The sequence below is a fragment of the Bartonella sp. MU70NMGDW genome, assembly GCF_042194085.1.
GTDB classification, from domain to species: domain Bacteria; phylum Pseudomonadota; class Alphaproteobacteria; order Rhizobiales; family Rhizobiaceae; genus Bartonella; species Bartonella grahamii.
Map to the genome: position 1 here is coordinate 1 of NZ_JBHIMK010000033.1, position 16123 is coordinate 16123.

At 41.4% G+C, this 16123-nt stretch carries 19 protein-coding genes; 2 read left to right on the forward strand and 17 right to left on the reverse strand.

Annotation, left to right across the window (positions count from 1 at the left end):
- Positions 1-580: 580 nt before the first annotated feature.
- Entirely contained in the window at positions 581-1012 is a 432-nt protein-coding gene (locus tag ACFIKE_RS04785; RefSeq protein ID WP_375648518.1) for a helix-turn-helix domain-containing protein, read from the reverse strand.
- 190 nt (positions 1013-1202) lie between these two features.
- Here ACFIKE_RS04785 and ACFIKE_RS04790 point away from each other — a divergent pair, with 190 nt between their 5' ends.
- Together ACFIKE_RS04790 and ACFIKE_RS04795 are read left to right on the forward strand one after the other, a co-directional pair.
- On the forward strand, positions 1203-1484 hold the full coding sequence (locus ACFIKE_RS04790) for a type II toxin-antitoxin system RelB/DinJ family antitoxin (protein ID WP_375625831.1): 282 nt from the start codon (positions 1203-1205) through the stop codon (positions 1482-1484).
- 7 nt (positions 1485-1491) lie between these two features.
- Positions 1492-1773, forward strand: coding sequence for a type II toxin-antitoxin system YafQ family toxin (locus tag ACFIKE_RS04795; RefSeq protein ID WP_015856348.1), 282 nt, complete (start codon positions 1492-1494; stop codon positions 1771-1773).
- Positions 1774-1833: 60 nt separating this feature from the next.
- Here the strand turns inward: ACFIKE_RS04795 and ACFIKE_RS04800 are convergent, their stop codons facing one another.
- From ACFIKE_RS04800 to ACFIKE_RS04875, 16 genes are all read right to left on the reverse strand, one after another.
- Positions 1834-2052, reverse strand: a complete 219-nt coding sequence (locus ACFIKE_RS04800; RefSeq protein ID WP_375648519.1) for a hypothetical protein — start codon at positions 2050-2052, stop codon at positions 1834-1836.
- Positions 2045-2251 carry a hypothetical protein gene (locus ACFIKE_RS04805; RefSeq protein ID WP_375648520.1) on the reverse strand — a complete coding sequence of 69 codons (207 nt, stop codon included), beginning with the start codon at positions 2249-2251 and terminating at the stop codon, positions 2045-2047. Before ACFIKE_RS04805 ends, ACFIKE_RS04800 begins: the two co-directional genes overlap by 8 nt.
- Positions 2184-2411 carry a hypothetical protein gene (locus ACFIKE_RS04810; RefSeq protein ID WP_375648521.1) on the reverse strand — a complete coding sequence of 76 codons (228 nt, stop codon included), beginning with the start codon at positions 2409-2411 and terminating at the stop codon, positions 2184-2186. Before ACFIKE_RS04810 ends, ACFIKE_RS04805 begins: the two co-directional genes overlap by 68 nt.
- Positions 2408-3073 carry a lysozyme gene (locus ACFIKE_RS04815; RefSeq protein ID WP_375648522.1) on the reverse strand — a complete coding sequence of 222 codons (666 nt, stop codon included), beginning with the start codon at positions 3071-3073 and terminating at the stop codon, positions 2408-2410. The genes ACFIKE_RS04810 and ACFIKE_RS04815 overlap by 4 nt, the downstream gene beginning before the upstream one ends.
- 13 nt (positions 3074-3086) lie before the next feature.
- On the reverse strand, positions 3087-4796 hold the full coding sequence (locus tag ACFIKE_RS04820) for a hypothetical protein (protein WP_375648523.1): 1710 nt from the start codon (positions 4794-4796) through the stop codon (positions 3087-3089).
- 6 nt (positions 4797-4802) lie between these two features.
- Positions 4803-5066, reverse strand: a complete 264-nt coding sequence (locus ACFIKE_RS04825) for a hypothetical protein (protein WP_375648524.1) — start codon at positions 5064-5066, stop codon at positions 4803-4805.
- A gap of 9 nt (positions 5067-5075) precedes the next feature.
- Complete coding sequence (locus tag ACFIKE_RS04830; protein ID WP_375648525.1) at positions 5076-6056, reverse strand: tail fiber protein; 981 nt, start codon at positions 6054-6056, stop codon at positions 5076-5078.
- Positions 6049-7041 carry a transglycosylase SLT domain-containing protein gene (locus ACFIKE_RS04835; RefSeq protein WP_375648526.1) on the reverse strand — a complete coding sequence of 331 codons (993 nt, stop codon included), beginning with the start codon at positions 7039-7041 and terminating at the stop codon, positions 6049-6051. The genes ACFIKE_RS04830 and ACFIKE_RS04835 overlap by 8 nt, the downstream gene beginning before the upstream one ends.
- Positions 7041-9263, reverse strand: a complete 2223-nt coding sequence (locus ACFIKE_RS04840) for a hypothetical protein (RefSeq protein ID WP_375648527.1) — start codon at positions 9261-9263, stop codon at positions 7041-7043. The genes ACFIKE_RS04835 and ACFIKE_RS04840 overlap by 1 nt, the downstream gene beginning before the upstream one ends.
- Entirely contained in the window at positions 9256-11115 is a 1860-nt protein-coding gene (locus tag ACFIKE_RS04845) for a hypothetical protein (RefSeq protein WP_375648528.1), read from the reverse strand. The genes ACFIKE_RS04840 and ACFIKE_RS04845 overlap by 8 nt, the downstream gene beginning before the upstream one ends.
- The gene (locus ACFIKE_RS04850) at positions 11115-12170 is read right to left on the reverse strand and encodes a tail fiber domain-containing protein (RefSeq protein WP_375648529.1); all 1056 of its coding nucleotides are present in this window, start codon (positions 12168-12170) and stop codon (positions 11115-11117) included. The genes ACFIKE_RS04845 and ACFIKE_RS04850 overlap by 1 nt, the downstream gene beginning before the upstream one ends.
- A gap of 1 nt (position 12171) precedes the next feature.
- Positions 12172-12555 carry a hypothetical protein gene (locus ACFIKE_RS04855; protein WP_208434517.1) on the reverse strand — a complete coding sequence of 128 codons (384 nt, stop codon included), beginning with the start codon at positions 12553-12555 and terminating at the stop codon, positions 12172-12174.
- A 41-nt stretch (positions 12556-12596) separates the two neighbouring features.
- Positions 12597-14054: a hypothetical protein gene (locus tag ACFIKE_RS04860; protein WP_375648530.1), complete on the reverse strand. Its 1458-nt coding sequence runs from the start codon at positions 14052-14054 to the stop codon at positions 12597-12599.
- Entirely contained in the window at positions 14054-14752 is a 699-nt protein-coding gene (locus ACFIKE_RS04865; RefSeq protein WP_375648531.1) for a hypothetical protein, read from the reverse strand. The genes ACFIKE_RS04860 and ACFIKE_RS04865 overlap by 1 nt, the downstream gene beginning before the upstream one ends.
- 72 nt (positions 14753-14824) lie before the next feature.
- Positions 14825-15283 (reverse strand): hypothetical protein, encoded by a 459-nt coding sequence (locus ACFIKE_RS04870; RefSeq protein WP_375648532.1) that lies wholly within the window; start codon positions 15281-15283, stop codon positions 14825-14827.
- 19 nt (positions 15284-15302) lie between these two features.
- A partial coding sequence (locus tag ACFIKE_RS04875) for a N4-gp56 family major capsid protein (RefSeq protein ID WP_375648533.1) occupies positions 15303-16123 on the reverse strand: 821 nt, incomplete at its 5' end.

Consider the following 16123-nt stretch of genomic DNA (forward strand, 5'->3'; position numbering starts at 1 on the left):
TATTTCTGCAAATTGAGGAATTATTGACAACCAAAGAAAAGATTTTATTTTTATTCAGCGTTAGCAAAAGTAATATGATGCACTTTTTATCTTACACCTAAGTTGATTTTAATATTTTAAAGCATGAAAGAAAAAATATTTTTTATTTGTTGTTTTATATTTATAGTACATTGTTTATTATAATAAATTACAACATTTTAAATTTTATATTATTAAAAATACTGTAATATTCCTTCGTTATATTTCCTCTTATATTGAATTTAATAAAATAGCTTGCTTACGCGTCATAAGTAAGGTTCGTATATGAATAAAATTTATTAAAAAGAGAGTAAAAATACTTCTTATAAACATGTCAAGTATTAAAAATTATCGCACAAAAAATTGGAGGCTTGCAAAATGTACGATGGTGGCGGTTTATATCTTCATAAGTGTAAAGATAGTGATGTCTAAAGGCCTTACCAATCATACCATTCACAGGCTCTATCGTAAAATAGGCTTGTAGCGTGTTAAAATATGTCCCTTTTGAATAAGTACCTGAATTCGAATCTTAAATTTAATTACAATAAGATATTGATTTTATTTATATTTTTTTAAGGTTAGGGACCATATAATTAGGTTCGGGAATAGGATTTTCACACTTTCCTTTACAAAGCGCATTCTTTTTGCCAGCTTTCTCTAATAATTTTTTTAATAGTTCTAAATCTTCTTGTGAAATAATGTTTATCAGTCTAGAGAACATACCAACAGCTTCACATCTGAATGTATCAGAAGGCTTTATAGTGAAACTTTTGCGACAAGCATCCGATTCTCTTCTCAAAATTTCTGCTACCTCTTGATCTAAAGTATAGAGTTCAATTATCTTTTCCTCTAATCCTACAGGAACAGATCTTTTGCCAATTTCTACAGATGATAAAAATGCTACAGATATATCTAATTTTTTAGCCATATCTAAAAGGCGTTCTGAATGATCAATGCGGAGTTTGCGTAAGGTTTTACCAAATGGTGTTGGCATCTAAAAAATCCTATTAAAAAAGAAGCTCTCTCGTGATTCTAGCAGAAATTCTTAGGTTTTGGTTAGCTCCTTTTAAAAATTGACTTCCTACCCTCCTTAATACACAAGGTTGTATGGCATGACGGATAAATCTCTTGACATAGGTTTGAAATGTAGTACATTGTAGTACAATTAAGTAGGAGATTTAGCAATGGGAAAAATTCAAGCCCGCATACCTGATGAAGTTCAAGAAATTGCAAGTGCAGTTATTAAGTCTACGGGTTTAACTATATCAGATGCAGTACGCATGTTTATGACCCGCATTGCTAGAGATAGAGCATTACCACTTGATCTATTCCAACCAAATATGGAAACATTACAAGCTATCGAGGATGCCGAAATGGGACGCGTCGAACGTACATCATTAGACGGCTTAAGGACCATGATACGCGCAGATAGAACCCAAGCGCGTAAATCTGAAAAGCAAACCTAAGCTTGCTATGCGGGAAATTGTCTATACGCGTTCATTCCGCCGTGACCTTAAACGTGAAAGCAAAGGTAAATATGCTAATGCACTAGAGGAGGATTTGCTGCTTGTGGTCCAAGCGTTAGCAGAGAATGAACCGCTAAAGGCGCATTGGAGAGATCATGCACTAACAGGTCAGTGGCGCAATTGTCGTGATTGTCACATAAAGCCCGATTTAGTTTTGATCTATCGAAAGCCAGACGCCAAAACACTAGAGCTTTTACGACTTGGTTCCCATTCTGAACTGCGTTTATAATTGGATCTTCAATTCATAGTAAAAAGAATTTTACGCATTTTTTTCTTTTATGACAGTTGTTCAGTTCTTTGAAAACCACTGCTTTAAATGTGCAATGACATTATCTAGCGCATCCATGAGGCGTGCAAAATCAAGGATAAGCAAAAAAAGAAAAAATGCTATCCACTTCATCAAGCGAGACATCATTTTCACGCTTTGATAGGTGATGATCATTTCTTGAAGCATTTCTTTTTCTAATTCTGTAAGCTCTGTGTGTTTTTTGGATTTTTTTCTAACCATGTTTCCACCCACACAAGCGTTGACCCTGCTTGTTATGCTTTAAGATCTCTCTTGCTAAGTTTGAGCTAATGGTGTTCAGATCTTGTCGGCTTAAATAAATAGGTAACCAACCAACACAAGAAAAAACATATTTATTTGTCGCGCAACCAGTCAGAGAGAGCAGCACGCACATCAGCATCACTTTTTTGATTAACTTCACTTTCCACCTCAAGCCGTGTTGTGGCTGCTTTTAAAGCTTTTTCTGTTTGCTTTTGTTGCTCTACTTTTTTCCCAAGAGTAAAAGCTTTTGCTAAGGCAATAAAAAAAGCGGCTAAAGCCGCACCTGTTACCATCAAGTTTCTTTTCATCCATAAGATCATAGGCGGTGCTTCTGAAAGCGTTTAGCAACAAAGAAAATGCCAGTACATGCCGCTAAAACCATAATGGCGGCTAAAGCCCATTGGATTGGTCCATTGCCCGCTAAAAACCCACCAAGACCTGAGAAAGAACCAATAATCGGTGCCAATGCTTCTGCTTTGAGAAACCCTGTTGGTTGTTTCGTTTCTACTGTTTGATAATTAGAAGAAACATAAGCCCCTTTCGCCCATAGCCCTGCCTCTGCTACACGCCGATGTACAAGACCTTGTAAACGTTTGCCTCCTGCTTTGGTCCATTTTTGTAATTCGGTTGGTACTGCTTCATAATCCCCCCGATTAAGCCTTTTAAGCAATGTAGAGTTTTGGAAAGCTGCAATACCTACATTATAACAAAAGGAAACAAGAGCGCCGAACTGCTCGTCGCTTAAATTCACACAAACTGCTTTTTCTACCGCTCTCTCATATTGCTGCAAATCTACTAAAAGCATGGTTTCGGCTTTTTTTTCCGTAATCACCATACCCTCAACAACTGTTGGTTGACCGGCTTTTTTCGTATGACCATAACCAATCGTCCATATGCCAGAAGTATCTTGATAAGCCTGCAAGCGCAAACCTTCCCACTTTTTTAAACAGTATAAACAGTCTTTACTTATTTTCCGTGCCATTGTTCAATTCACCTTATAAATATACCTTTATGAGTACTGCTCCGTCACCACCGTCGCCGCCAATTTTGTCGCCTCCGGATTTCCCATCGAAATATCCCCCGCCGCCGCCGCCACATTCTTTACCACCTCTACCACCGTTACCACCTTTGTAACTCTCACCACCTTGCCCCATGATAGAACCCTTGCATTGACCACCACCGCCGCCGCCGCCGCCAAGAAACGAACTTCCACCGGTACCAGCTCTCTTGCCGTCGACTCCACTTCCTCCACCATTCCCACCAGAAAAAATAAAACTCTCACCACTGATGCCCTCTCTGTTTCCTCCTCCATCGCCGCCTTTCCCTCCAAAGTTAACGAGAGTCATGGAAACGGAATATCCTCCTTCTGCTGTAACAAGCCCTTTGATCATTGTTCTACCACCATTGCATAAAATGTTACTGTCATTGCCTTTACCACCACGACCAATGTAAGCTGTTTTTAATTTATCTAAATCAGAACCTTTCATTTTAACATGCACACATTGACCGCCGCCGCCGCCGCCATCCTTAACGCCACCACCTCCACCGCCCCAAGCCCATACTTCGATATCGGTGTCAGCAGTAATACCATCAGGCAATGGAATATCTCCGCTTTCTGTCATCAGAATTTCAACAGGTTTTCTAACCCCGCCACCATTGTTGCCGCTACCAGCGCCGCTGCTATTGCTACTATTTGCTTTGATTGAAGCCATCAGTTTGGCTGGTGAGATAAGTGCATCCACTGTCTTTATGCCATCAATCCAGTCTTTTTTTGCAAGAGGTTGAATGAGATCAACTTTTTTCTGTACACTATCCGCTGTTTCTTGTGCGACACTTGCCACAGCTTGTGCCCTGTCTCCTGTTTTTTGTGCGGACTCAGCGGTATTTTTCGCATCTACAGCGTGATCTTGCGCATCTTTCGCTGTATTGAATGCAGCATTGGCAATATCCTTCGCCTCACTGGCTGCATAAAGCCCTTGTTGTGCACTTTCCTGTGCGTGCTGTGCCACATCTTTAATTTTATCAATTTTTGCAACCTGTGCACGTTCTTGAGGGGTTAAAATAAGATGCGTATTCCCCTCTTTCATATTCTCCATATCAAAGGCATCTTTTGCTATTTTATCTGGATCATAGACTAATCTTGACATACCAACAGACTTTAATCCTACAAAATAACTAATGGTATTTTTGAGATCTACCGGAGATATGGGATAATAAACACCTTCACTTCCCTTATGCCACTTTTCTATTGTTGGTTGGGTAGCACTCAACCATCGTAGTTTTGATCTTTCCTCTGTGGTTAAGATCTTTTTTGTAGGACCCTCGTTCATATTTTCCATAGAAAATACATTTGCCCCCACATTATCGGGATCATATGTAGCAGCCTTCATATCGCCAATCCCTAAAGGCGATATTTTTACCCAGCCAACGCCTGATAAAATCGCATTCTCACGAGCTTCACCACTTGCTTCAATATCGTGGATTGTGACCTTATCTTTGTAAGCAAGAGCTCCAATATCTCTCTTTGCAACAGCATCATCAGCCTTTTTCCCTTGAGCAGCGGTTGCAAAATATTCTACCTGATAAGCTGCTGCACTTCCCACTGAAACAGGTGCAAGAGCCTTACTATTTAAAATACCTTCTTTGACTTCTTTCTTTGTTGCTGGTTCAAGCTTAAATATGTGCGTATGATAGGGTAATGGCATCGCGTTTCATTCCTTAGTAAGTCTGTTTTTGAGATTTTTGGGGATGAGAGACTGTAATTCATCAATAAGTTTTTGCATGGTCTCTATGCGTTTATCTGTTGCTTCTTTATATTCTACCAAAGCGCTTAAAAGATCATGCTGTATGTCACTTTTGACAAGATCAAGCACCTTATTCAATGGCGCATGAACCATTCTATTGCTTGCATAAAAAAGGACGCGGATTTGCTCCGCGTCCGCAATATCATCAATAGCAGACGGATTATTGATCATCTGAAAACCTTATGATTTTATGGCATAAACAACCGGTACATTAACAGGGCGCGTTTCTGCCTCGCCTGTTGAAGAAAGTGTTACCTTATGCGTATGCACTCCAGCAGGTTGTGTTGTTCCTCCAAGAACGGCATAGTGATAAGAGGGGTTTCTTCTACCAATATCATTGGCGCTCCATCCCACTCCATTATACTGAAACTCGTGTGTATGCTGTCCCGCCGATTCAACACTACAAATATGTGTATGCGATTTAAGGCAATCTTGCTGTATATCGGCAAATTGTCTACTTCTGTCTAAACCGCGACCATTATCAAAGCCGCGCAAAAACACTCCTCTAAAATCTGGAACTTTAAAGGTTGTATCACTGTTTTTTCCCCATTTATCCCCTATCGCCTTGAATAATTGCGGATAATCTTTGCGTTCATAAGTAGCGCCATCACATAAAAGCCAGCCGTTTGGGACTTCTTGCATAGCAAAGGTCGCAATAAAACCACAAGGAAAGGTTTCGACCTTCGGTGGTGGAATGGGAGTAGGATTTAAAAGATACCAGCCCTCAAGACCTTTTGTTAATGCGCCATCATTATAGACTATTTCATAAATACCATTTGTTTGTAACTCACCGCCTGTCAATGATACTATTCCCGTGCTGGTGGCTTTATAGAGTGGCTTTGCTCCTATATTATTCATGTTTATTGTTGTCGTGCCAATATTTATACCACGCGCCTTAAAGCGAATAATGATATCGTTTTTATATTTCGCTATCGGCGACACCGTCGTCAACGTGATTGATGTTGTTTGTTCCTTTCCATTCACAATAAACTTTGAGTCAAGAGAACCACCATTATCGGCAAGATATTCACGTATACGCTGCATCATGACCCGCGCACTATCATTAACAGAACTAGGCGGCTGCCCTTCTGCCCAATTAATGATACTATCGGAATTGGCATTTTGATCAGCTGTGAGTGACCAGTCATAAATATCAGACATGATAAGCCCCCGTTCTTCTTAATAGCTCTTCGCGCAATTGCTCTTCTTTTTGCCGCCCATAGGAACCAACAGATTGCCGCCTAGAGGGATCAATGAGAGGTGTTAAATCTGTCGGGCGCCCAGTCGATTGTGAGAAACCCGCCATGACTGGTTGCTGCAACATTTGTTGCTGTACCATCTGTGCCTGCTGTTTTTGTCGTTCTCCATTCTCTCTCATTAAATGAAGCAAACCGGAAAAGCCCTTTTTAAGAGCACCTGCATCAATACCTTGTGCTTGTAATGGTGTGGTTTCCATAATCTGTCCTGTTAAATTATCTCTGCTTTCAGGTGCCATCATTCTGTTTGGGAATGGCGTGTCATATGCCATTAATTGCTTGCCCCCTTGATCACCTTGACCCACCTGATTACCTTGAAGTGTCTTTTGAAGCCTCTCAAACCCACACAAAGGACCCTCCTCGTTTGGTGCTGCTTGTCCATTGCTTTGGTTTTGCTGTATCGTTCTCTTCAAAGCATCTCCCGTTTTATTGTAAAGCCCATAAATATGATTCATAAAATCCCCTGCTGTAGCTTCCATGTTGCCACCGTTGAGTGTGACTGCCTGTCGACCTAAAAGCTGGCTTGCTGGGATATGTGGATTTTTGATAAGCTTTACTGCCCCTGCTGGTCCTTGTTGGTGTGCGAGGTAAAGCTCTGCTTCTGATGGTTCTCTGCCTAATGCTGTGACTAAATAACGGGTATTATCCTTCGTTAACCGTGCCATAGCATCGGTTGCTTGAAAAGGATCAAACTTGTTATTGAGTTGATAGTGTTTTGCTGTTGAATCGAGAAATTGATACAGCCCCCCTGCACTGCTGTTCTTATTTCTTGCATTTGGATTACCATTACTTTCTATCATAGCAACACGTTCAAGAAAGCTTTCTGGCAAACCATATTTTTGTGCTGCCTGTGAGATAGCACGCTTCACATTAGGATGAAAATTGATCATTAGTTTATAACCGTTCTATCAACGCTGCTATTCAAAATAATGCCAACAAAATTAATGAATTTCGTATAATTTTCTCGTGTTATTAAGCGTTTCTTTTCTGCTTCATGAAACGTCTTAATTAGTTCAACAGCTTTTTCTCTTGCTAACCCAAATTCCCCTTTTTCCCGCGCTGTTATAAGCGCTGCAATATCTCTCTCAGTATCTTTATGGACGCTTGAGAATTTGCGTCCAAATTCTCTTGCGAAATTTTTTACAACTGCCTTGATGAAAGCAATCTTTCCTATACCCATAGTCTGTTGTGCCCCCCTCTCTTCTACTTCACCCATATGGTTTGGCAATCGTGCAAAAAGTTTTGTTCTTTCCACTTCTGGTCGCAACACTTTCATAAGTTGCTTGGCTTTGTCCTCACCAAAACTCTGCCGTAATTTTTCTTGACCATTCTGCGTGTCAAACAAACTCAAAAGACTGTGTTCAAAATTCTGTGCATTGCCTGCTGCATCCTCTATTTGTGACCGCATCCCTTTTTGAAACGCATCTTTTTCCATCAACCCAAAACCCGAAAGTTGACTGTTGATTGTATCGAGATTAACGCTCTTCTTCAGCGCTTGTTTTCCCTGCTCTAAGGCATCACCGATAGTACGCTCGTCATAATAAATTTTCCGTGCTTTAGCATAATCTGGAGAGGACGTATCCAAAACGTCCAGAATGCGTTGTTTGAAATCAGTCAAATCTCGAGCATATCCCCATTTTCCTTTGATGCGCGCAGAATTAATTTGATCATCAAAAACCTCTTTCATCTTATGTAAAATCCGCATATTCAGTTTTGGATATCCATTGCTCCCTATAACTGTTGCATCCGCTTCATTTGGCATTTGCGCAATTGCTTTTTTATAGGCTTTTTGGAAGGCAGGAGTTTCTTGCAACCGCGATAAATCTTCACGAACAGCATTAGAAATAGGAGAAGCTTTCGCCCTCTCATAAAATGGTTCAGCCTTTTTCTGTGCTTGTTTGATAATCTCTTGCTTTAAATCAAGCGTATCTACTTTTGGACCCATCACATCTGTCAACGCATCCTTTACCCGCAGTGCACTCGCATCTTGTCTTTCATTCAAACGATTACTCACAAGTGAATAAGTATCATGGTCTTTTTTTGCTGCCTTAAAAGCTCTTTTAGCAAGCTCATCATGAAGATCAATAATCATTGAATCAGGACCTCGCTGTTTTAATGCTCTTTCAAGTTTATCAACACCTTCATCCCCTAAAGTTTGGCTTACATCCCTAAGCGCTCTATCGCTTATCTGAAATGCTTCTTTTTCTACACCTTGTGTTATTGGTTCAGTTTTACCAAACAATTTTCCAACTGTGTTTTTGAGAGCCGCAGATGTGTTCTTAACACCAGAAGCCGCTACTTTGAATGGTTTTGTAACAAAAGGTGTAACCTTTAAAGCAGAATGTGCCGCAAATGGTGTTGCAACGCCTAGCCCTGCACCTAACCCAGCAGACACTAGAGTATCTGCAAGCCCTTCCCCCTCACCACTGCCTGCTATTCCACCATAAATGGCTCCAGTTTTTGCTGCACGCCCCAAGCTAAATTTTGCCGCCTCTTTACTTGCTACTGCTTTCATTGCTGCTTCACCTGCAGCTTTTGCCGCTGCCCGTTCCGCACCCTCTGCTAAAGCAGATTGCACCGCCCTTTCTCCTGCTGCTAAAGCTTTACTGGTTATCTGTGCTCCTGCAACACCAGCTCTTCCTCCCAGCACAACATCAGCCCCAATTGCCGCACGAGCGGCAGCAGGAGCGCCAAGACCTGGTATTAGAAAAGGAATTGCAGCACCCGTTAAATTCCCCGCAAGAGATAGATAAAACTGATCTCGGTTCGCCGCTCTTTGATAGTCACGCCATCGCTTTGTCACTTCATTATATTTTTTGACTGCCTTATCTGTTCCATTCCACAACCCCTCCCAAAGTGCTGATGTCAACCCTGCTGCTTCATCATCATACCCCATGGTTAACCCATGAAGAGCACCCCATCCAAAAGCACCCGCTGCACTTGGATGTGGACCTTCTTCTTCTGTTGCACCACTATTTCCTGTAACAGAACCACTTAGCCTTTCCTTATTCTTCGCGAAAAGCTCTTGAAGCTGTTCTGGTGTATAGTCACTTATATGCCCAATGACTCTTGTGTTTTTACGATTAATAAGAGGGGGGATTACTTCAGCCATTGGTTTGTTTCTCCTTAATGCGTCCATCTCTATCAACGAACAACATGCCTTCCGGCAATGCTTCTATCTGTTTTTCTAGTGGATCATTTGACTGTGCATGATTTTCCTTATAAGCATCTTGCCCATAGGCGGCTCGAACGAGCTCGTTTGTTGCTTCTGCACCACCAAAAAGAATTGCGCGCGTTGCTGCATTGGATTTATTGAAAGTGTCAATAACTGTTTTTAAAGATTTCTTCATTTGCTCTGCAGAAAGATCTTGATACAGTGCCGCTACAGAGTTTTGCAATGCTTGCAATTCCATATTAGACAAATTCCCAAAGCCAGATGCGCCATTTGGTGAAAATGCTTTTGCTTTTCTCAAGGCATCAAGCCCGATACTTGCCTTCAATGAATCGAGCATATGCCCGAAATCTTTTGCCTGAGAATTAGGAAGGAACGACCCTATAGAACCCGTGAAACCAACAACATGCGGATGTGCCTCAATAGTTTTTAGCAATTCTTTAGATGCTGAGAGTATACGATTTGACCTGTCTGCTGTTTCCAGAATTCGCATTTGCATTTGTTGGTTTTTACGCTCCTCCTCCTTCTGTTCTTGAATTAATTTATGTTCTGAACCACTGCCTGCAATTGGCACCGCACGTATGCCACCAAGTGCATTTTCGTCCTTAACATACATATAACCTGATTCAGGCTTTGACAGCATGCCATCAGTATTCCCCCCTAATCCAGAAGCAGTGGAACGCTGTCCTCCTTGGACAGGTATAATTTTCCCCGTGCTTGTTGAGACTTGGAAAGTCATATCCTCAGGCAATCCCTGCTCTGCCTTTTCTTCTGATGTCAATGTTCTATAGCCTTCTTGAGGGCTTAACGTGTTGCCTATGATTTTCATGGCAAGATCTGGATATTGCGTGAGTGCTTGCGCATCTTCATCGCTATACCCTTTAGAGCGTAAAAATTGCAAAGTTTGTTTATGTTGTGCACGTACATTATTGCCCTGCCGCATAAGGATAGATGCATTTGAAAAACTTTCTTGTGGTGTCTTTCCTAACGCAAGCCCTGCAAAAAAATCCATTAAATGCTCGGAAAATTCTGATTTTCTAAAACGCTCCCATAAGCTACTTGGATTTGCTCCTGTCTGAACAAAGTTATCAAGTGACTTGATATAATCTGTTTTTTGTTCAAGATCACCACTTGCTTTTAAATGTTCCTCTTCTGGTAAGTGTGCATTCAAATGTTTTTCTTCTCCTATGGGTGCCTCAAAAAGCTTTTCCTCATCATTTCCAGAATTGTTTTTCAAAGAGTTTTCCGCTATAGATTTCTCATTAAGTTGAGCAATATAATCCATCACATTTTTTTGCTGTCGCCCAGCTTCATCCCCACTAGACTGATCAATATTCCCAACAAGTGGAGATTGAGGGATCATTGATGCAACACCTCCCTGCTCTGAGAAGTCATGCTTTTGTTGCTCTGGCGCCTCTTGTATCTTAACAGTATCCTTTGAAACATCCGGCAATGGAGGCATTTGGCGCTTTAAATCATCCGTAGACATAATCAATTCTGCTGGCGTTTTTTTTCCAGCTTCTCCTCCTCCTGTTTGAGCACCGCGAATAAGCTCTGTAGGACTCAATTTTTGTGGAGTATTATCCCCATTGCTCGCATCAAAAGGGTTTGTGCTAAAAGCAGCACGTTCTAAAAAACTTGGCTTGTATCGCCCTTCCAACGGCGTGCTTGGAGGCATAGAAAGCTGTTCGAACAAATGCTTTGGCAATTGAGGTATGACCTGATACATCAAGGGACGCAAAAATTTTGGATCAAACAACTTTAAAAGAGAATTTGTGTTTTCTTGTTCCATCACTGCACCCTTTCCATCTCAAAGCCAAGCTTGCCATAATCCACATGCAAAAAGCCTGTCGCCTTATGCAAGAAAACAGCTTCTGGCTTTGACTTCAAAACATCCTGTGCCATCACCCCGCGATAGCGCTCTGAGTGCCCCTTGTAGTTGTATTCATAGAGTTTGTGTCCATTTCTCTGCCCAGCTTCTCTGATGTTTTCTTTTGCTCTGATATCACTAAGCCCAGCAAAAGTACCAAGGATAGTTCCAACATTTCCAACAATCTCCCACGGATTAGGTTTTGGCTGTGGAGTCAATGTCGTCATTTGTCCTGTGCGCGTTCCATAATTTCCAGCAACAGCCCCACCAGCTGTAAGCAACTTACTTAACTGGTCCCAATCAAGATTGTTCTGCTGCTCCCATTTTTGCCGCTCTTCATCTAATTGCCGTTGATGATTGGCATCAAGTACACTCCCTCCCGTCAACGCATTGAGATTTGCCTGACCTTGACCTTGAAAGAAATTATTGGCACCCGCCAACTGATTTTGGTTTGCTTGGTCAATGAGACCATTGGCATTCATCATGTTGTTGACATCTTGGTTATATTGCTGTGATAGAGCTTGTGTTGCTATGCCCCCCAATTCATCAGCCAAAACCCCAGTATGTGCACCCGAACCATAACGCCCAGCTCCTGCTAGCGAACTGTTAATAGAGCTTGTTGCCTTATTTAATGTGTTTTGAAGTGCTTCATTAAAGTAAGGGTTATTGCCTATTTGTTGCCCTGAAGCCATGTTCTTTAAGTTTTGGCTTGTTGAATTTTGCCCTGTGGCTATTCCATTTAAAGTGTTGTTATCATAGTTATGCGTATTATTGCTAAGCCCATTAATCGCATTCTTTGTTTGATCACTTAAACCCGCAACTCGCTGCCCGTCATAAACGGCTTTTCCGCTGCCTTGGTTATAAAAAGTCATGGCATCTTGAGCTGCGTGTTCAAAAATACCTTTTGCCCATGCAGGGGGTTCATTTGTTTGCGTCGTGTTTTGGGTATTCTGGATTGGTTTAGAACTTTTTCCCATATTAAAGCTGCTTTCTATATTCTAAAAGATTAACGAGATATCCATGCGATTTAAGAGATTTTTCCCACCCTCGCCTGCCTATGATGACAAGCTCTTTTGCCCCTTTTTCCTTGTAATAAGCTTCAATCTGAGTGATAAGCTTTGTTAAGGGCGCTCCTCCCTTTCCACCAAGCGTGACAATAACCGCCCTTAATGCTCCAGTGACGAGTTCCTGTAACTGTGTTGTGACATGCGCCATAAAGTTTTCATGCGCATCAACGATAATCCAAAGAACTTTTTCTCCCTTCAAAATATCGTTTAAAATGGTCTCTGTATTATAATCATCAGGGAATTTTTGATTAAAGTAAGCTATCGATTTTATGACATTCTCAAAATAGGGCGCCATTTGTTCAGCGCTCCATTTTTCTGTATTATAGATCTTAAAACTCATCTTATGCCTGCGGGTTTGAGCGTTACATCAAAGCCTGTTATATGCGTCCATGGCGTGCCTTCTGGTATTCTCAGACGCAAAGCGTGATAACGCGCCCGTGAGCGGATATTATACATCCCAATATTATAGCCGGCATAACGCTCTTTAGCCCAATTTAATTGGTTCTTGTTATCAATGATAAAAGCCGCCCCAACACTTAAAAAACCTTTTGTTGTATCCGCTTGAACAAAAGCCTCACTCATCAGGTTGATTTGCCTGCCCGTATCCCCCACAATTTGTGAAGCAATAACTGCTTCCATCGGAGGACCTGCAAAAAAACCAAATGTGTTGTCTGGCGTAAAGGCTCCCAAAACAGGCGCACCATTTTGCCACATTTTACTATCAAGAGAAGCTGGTAAATCTTTCAAGCTCTCTTGTACTTCGTCTAAGCCTTCTAATGTATAACCGGCTGCAAAAAGGGGAAATAAGAGAAGGTTTTGCCCCTTAATGACACTCCATATTTGCAAAAGCCAATCATAAACATAAATATGCATCCCTTCAGTGTTATCATTGATAGAAAAATAAACACGAGAATAGACCGGATCAATACATGCCCTCATCTCATCAATGGCAAAGTTATTGTAAAGTGTGAAGATAGTTTTATCGACTTTTCCAAAGCCAATAGGGAGCATTTCACCAGCACTGTTGATTTGATAAAAACCATCATCAGATGCAAAGAAAGTACAGTCTCCACGGCTTGCAATTGCCATACTGCTTTTAGCCCCTATTTTGTCTTTTATTTTTGCAAAACTGAAGATAATTTTAGAGCCTGGTACAAAAGTTGCGTGATAAATAGCGGAGCGCATAAAAATAAGTGGATTTGTTGATTCCGTAGACCCTTGAACATATTCTCCATCAGGAAAATCTTGATAATCGCAACTTTTCTCCCCAACCGTCCAATGTGTTGCATCATTCAAACCGGACCACTGAACACGGTTTGGCTTATCTGTTAGTTGCATCAAGCAAACAAAATCACCCCACACACGCACAAGTCCAGCACGCGGCGGATTACCACTCAAATCACAAAACCTTTCATCTGTTTTCAACGAAAGCATTTGTGGTGGGTCATTGCTATTAACAGCAATGATATGATCACCAAAGGAGGCAAAAGACCAAAGGGCGGTCTCATTGGCGTGATAGTGTGTGTGAGGTTTGCTAATGTCTTTCCAGCCGCGCGTGCTGTTGTCATATTCATAAAGCTTTGTTGGTGCACCCACAATAATGCGCACACCACCCAATGAGCGCACAGCATAGACCCCCAAAATCACATCCGGAAAAGGATCTGAGACCGGCGCCACAATGGGAAACGGAATATACGAATTTGGTGCAGGTAAAACGTTCACGATCTCACTGGAATAACCACTATTAATAAATGCAACATCTGGTCTATACTCAGCAATAGGGATAAAGGTCATCAGAAATCCGTGTGTTGAATTTTTAATAAATTCTTGCGCCGTGATGTTTCAATTTGAAGCGCATCGAGTTGCTCTTGAAACATGGCAAAAGCTGCCGCTGCCATCTGTGGTTCTTTAATAATATTCGTATAAATTTCATATTTTGCACGCGTTTTGATCAGTTCATAGGCTTCACGAAACCATATGGACGCTTCTTGTGCACTCTCAATATCTTTTATTCTCACAGGATCAAGAATAAGCCTGATAGAATAAACGCGCTCTGGTGTTGGATACAAAATAAGCTTTTGTTCAAAATAACTGTATCGTGTAGGCATGCCATGGCTACAATCATCCTCAAGATTCTCAATAACAAGCGGATCTACCTGCAAAAGCTTTGCTTTGCTGTGATTATCTCCATAAACGTAAGCATCAACAATGCGAACAGCAGCCGGAATAACTGGATTTTCCTCTGCGCCATAACGGCTTTTGCCCTTTAGAGTGGTAAAAACAACTTCGCGGCTTTCATTGAAATAAAAAGGCAATCGTTCACAAAAGCGAATAGCCGAAAATATCGCCCTTTGCACTTGATCAACATACTCATCTGTTTGATCATCTATTTCATCCTGAATATCGTTTAACATCTGGATAAAATTTTTATCCCAAGGAGCAATAGTCTGTTTGTCTCCAATCGGACCACCTGTCTGTACTATTATTGTCATATCAGCCTCTTCCAAATATCTTGGGGCATCTTGTATGGGAGGGGGACGCAAGCAATAAACGCCCCCTTGCCTTTAACGATTGGTGTAAAACTCAACAATCACCTCAGCATCACCTTTGGTGCTTTGCTTGTCTCGTGTCATGTAAATCGTATTTTCAGCCTCTAGCGGAACATTTCGTTCCTCCATAGGTAGGGGCACATTGCCAGTGTAAGATTGCAAAAGCTTTGTTTCTCCATAATCATTGCCATTAGGTTCTTTTCCAAATATAACTTTTACATCTTCAAAATCCGCCATGGTATAAACTTGAATTCTTTTTATCAAAGCCCCACGGGGTAGAACACCAATTTTCGTTATCAGCCCTTGGTCTGTACATTTAACACGCGCCCGTAAAAAACTAACCTGCTGCGTAGAGTTGTTGCGTCCTTGCAAAACAGGTGGCAATCCCTCATCTATCATGCCAACGGTTTCAACGGGTTCAACAGTCTCAACAGGTTCATCAGGTTCCTGTGTAATTAGCGATTTTTCTGCCATAATTGTCATCCTTTAATAATTAGCTTGCTTCAGCAAAAGAAGGGATAACAATCGTGCCAAAGTCTTGTCCCCCTTGATCAGAATGAGGCAAGGTGTAGCGTGATTTTTTCATGCCGATAATGGTCTTTGCAGCCAAACCAAATTCACGTTGATAATCAAACAGTTCTTCAACGAGTTTATAGCGTGTTCCCCCTTTCCCATCGCCTCCTGTTGCTCCATTGCCAACGCGCCCATAAGCCATGATGATACTTTGCGCACCAAGCAACACAGCACGACGAACAGAGGGAACAGGCTCTTGTGTCTTTGAATTAACACCATTGGGGACATGCTCTGCTTCACGTAAGATAACTCCATTATACATCCCCAAAGAACCATTAAAAATTGGGTTCTTAGCTCCAGAGCCATCATAAGCTGCCTTGGTAATGTCTAACCATTGACCACTCTTTGTATTGGTACGCAATTGGGTCACCTGTGTTGGGTGGAGATACATCACATATGCCGATTTTCCATCAACACGAACCGGACGCAAGCGTGTATTTGCCAATTTAGCTCGTTCAACAGCTTGATCTATAAGATCTAATGTAAAAACATCATCTTTTGTAAGCTCTTCATCAGTCTTTTTCTTATTGGCACGAATAACACGCAATTTGCTTGGCTCTGATGGCGCGTTAAAACCATAATGCACCGGTTTAATCGTTATGCTGCGTCCTTCAAAATGCATCCATGGTGCTGTATAGCCTGCTGCCTGAATGAAAAACATCATACTTAAGCGATCTGCATACCAATCAACAAGCCCATCTTTTGCTTCTGTTCGTAAATTAAATAAAACACGTTGTTGAT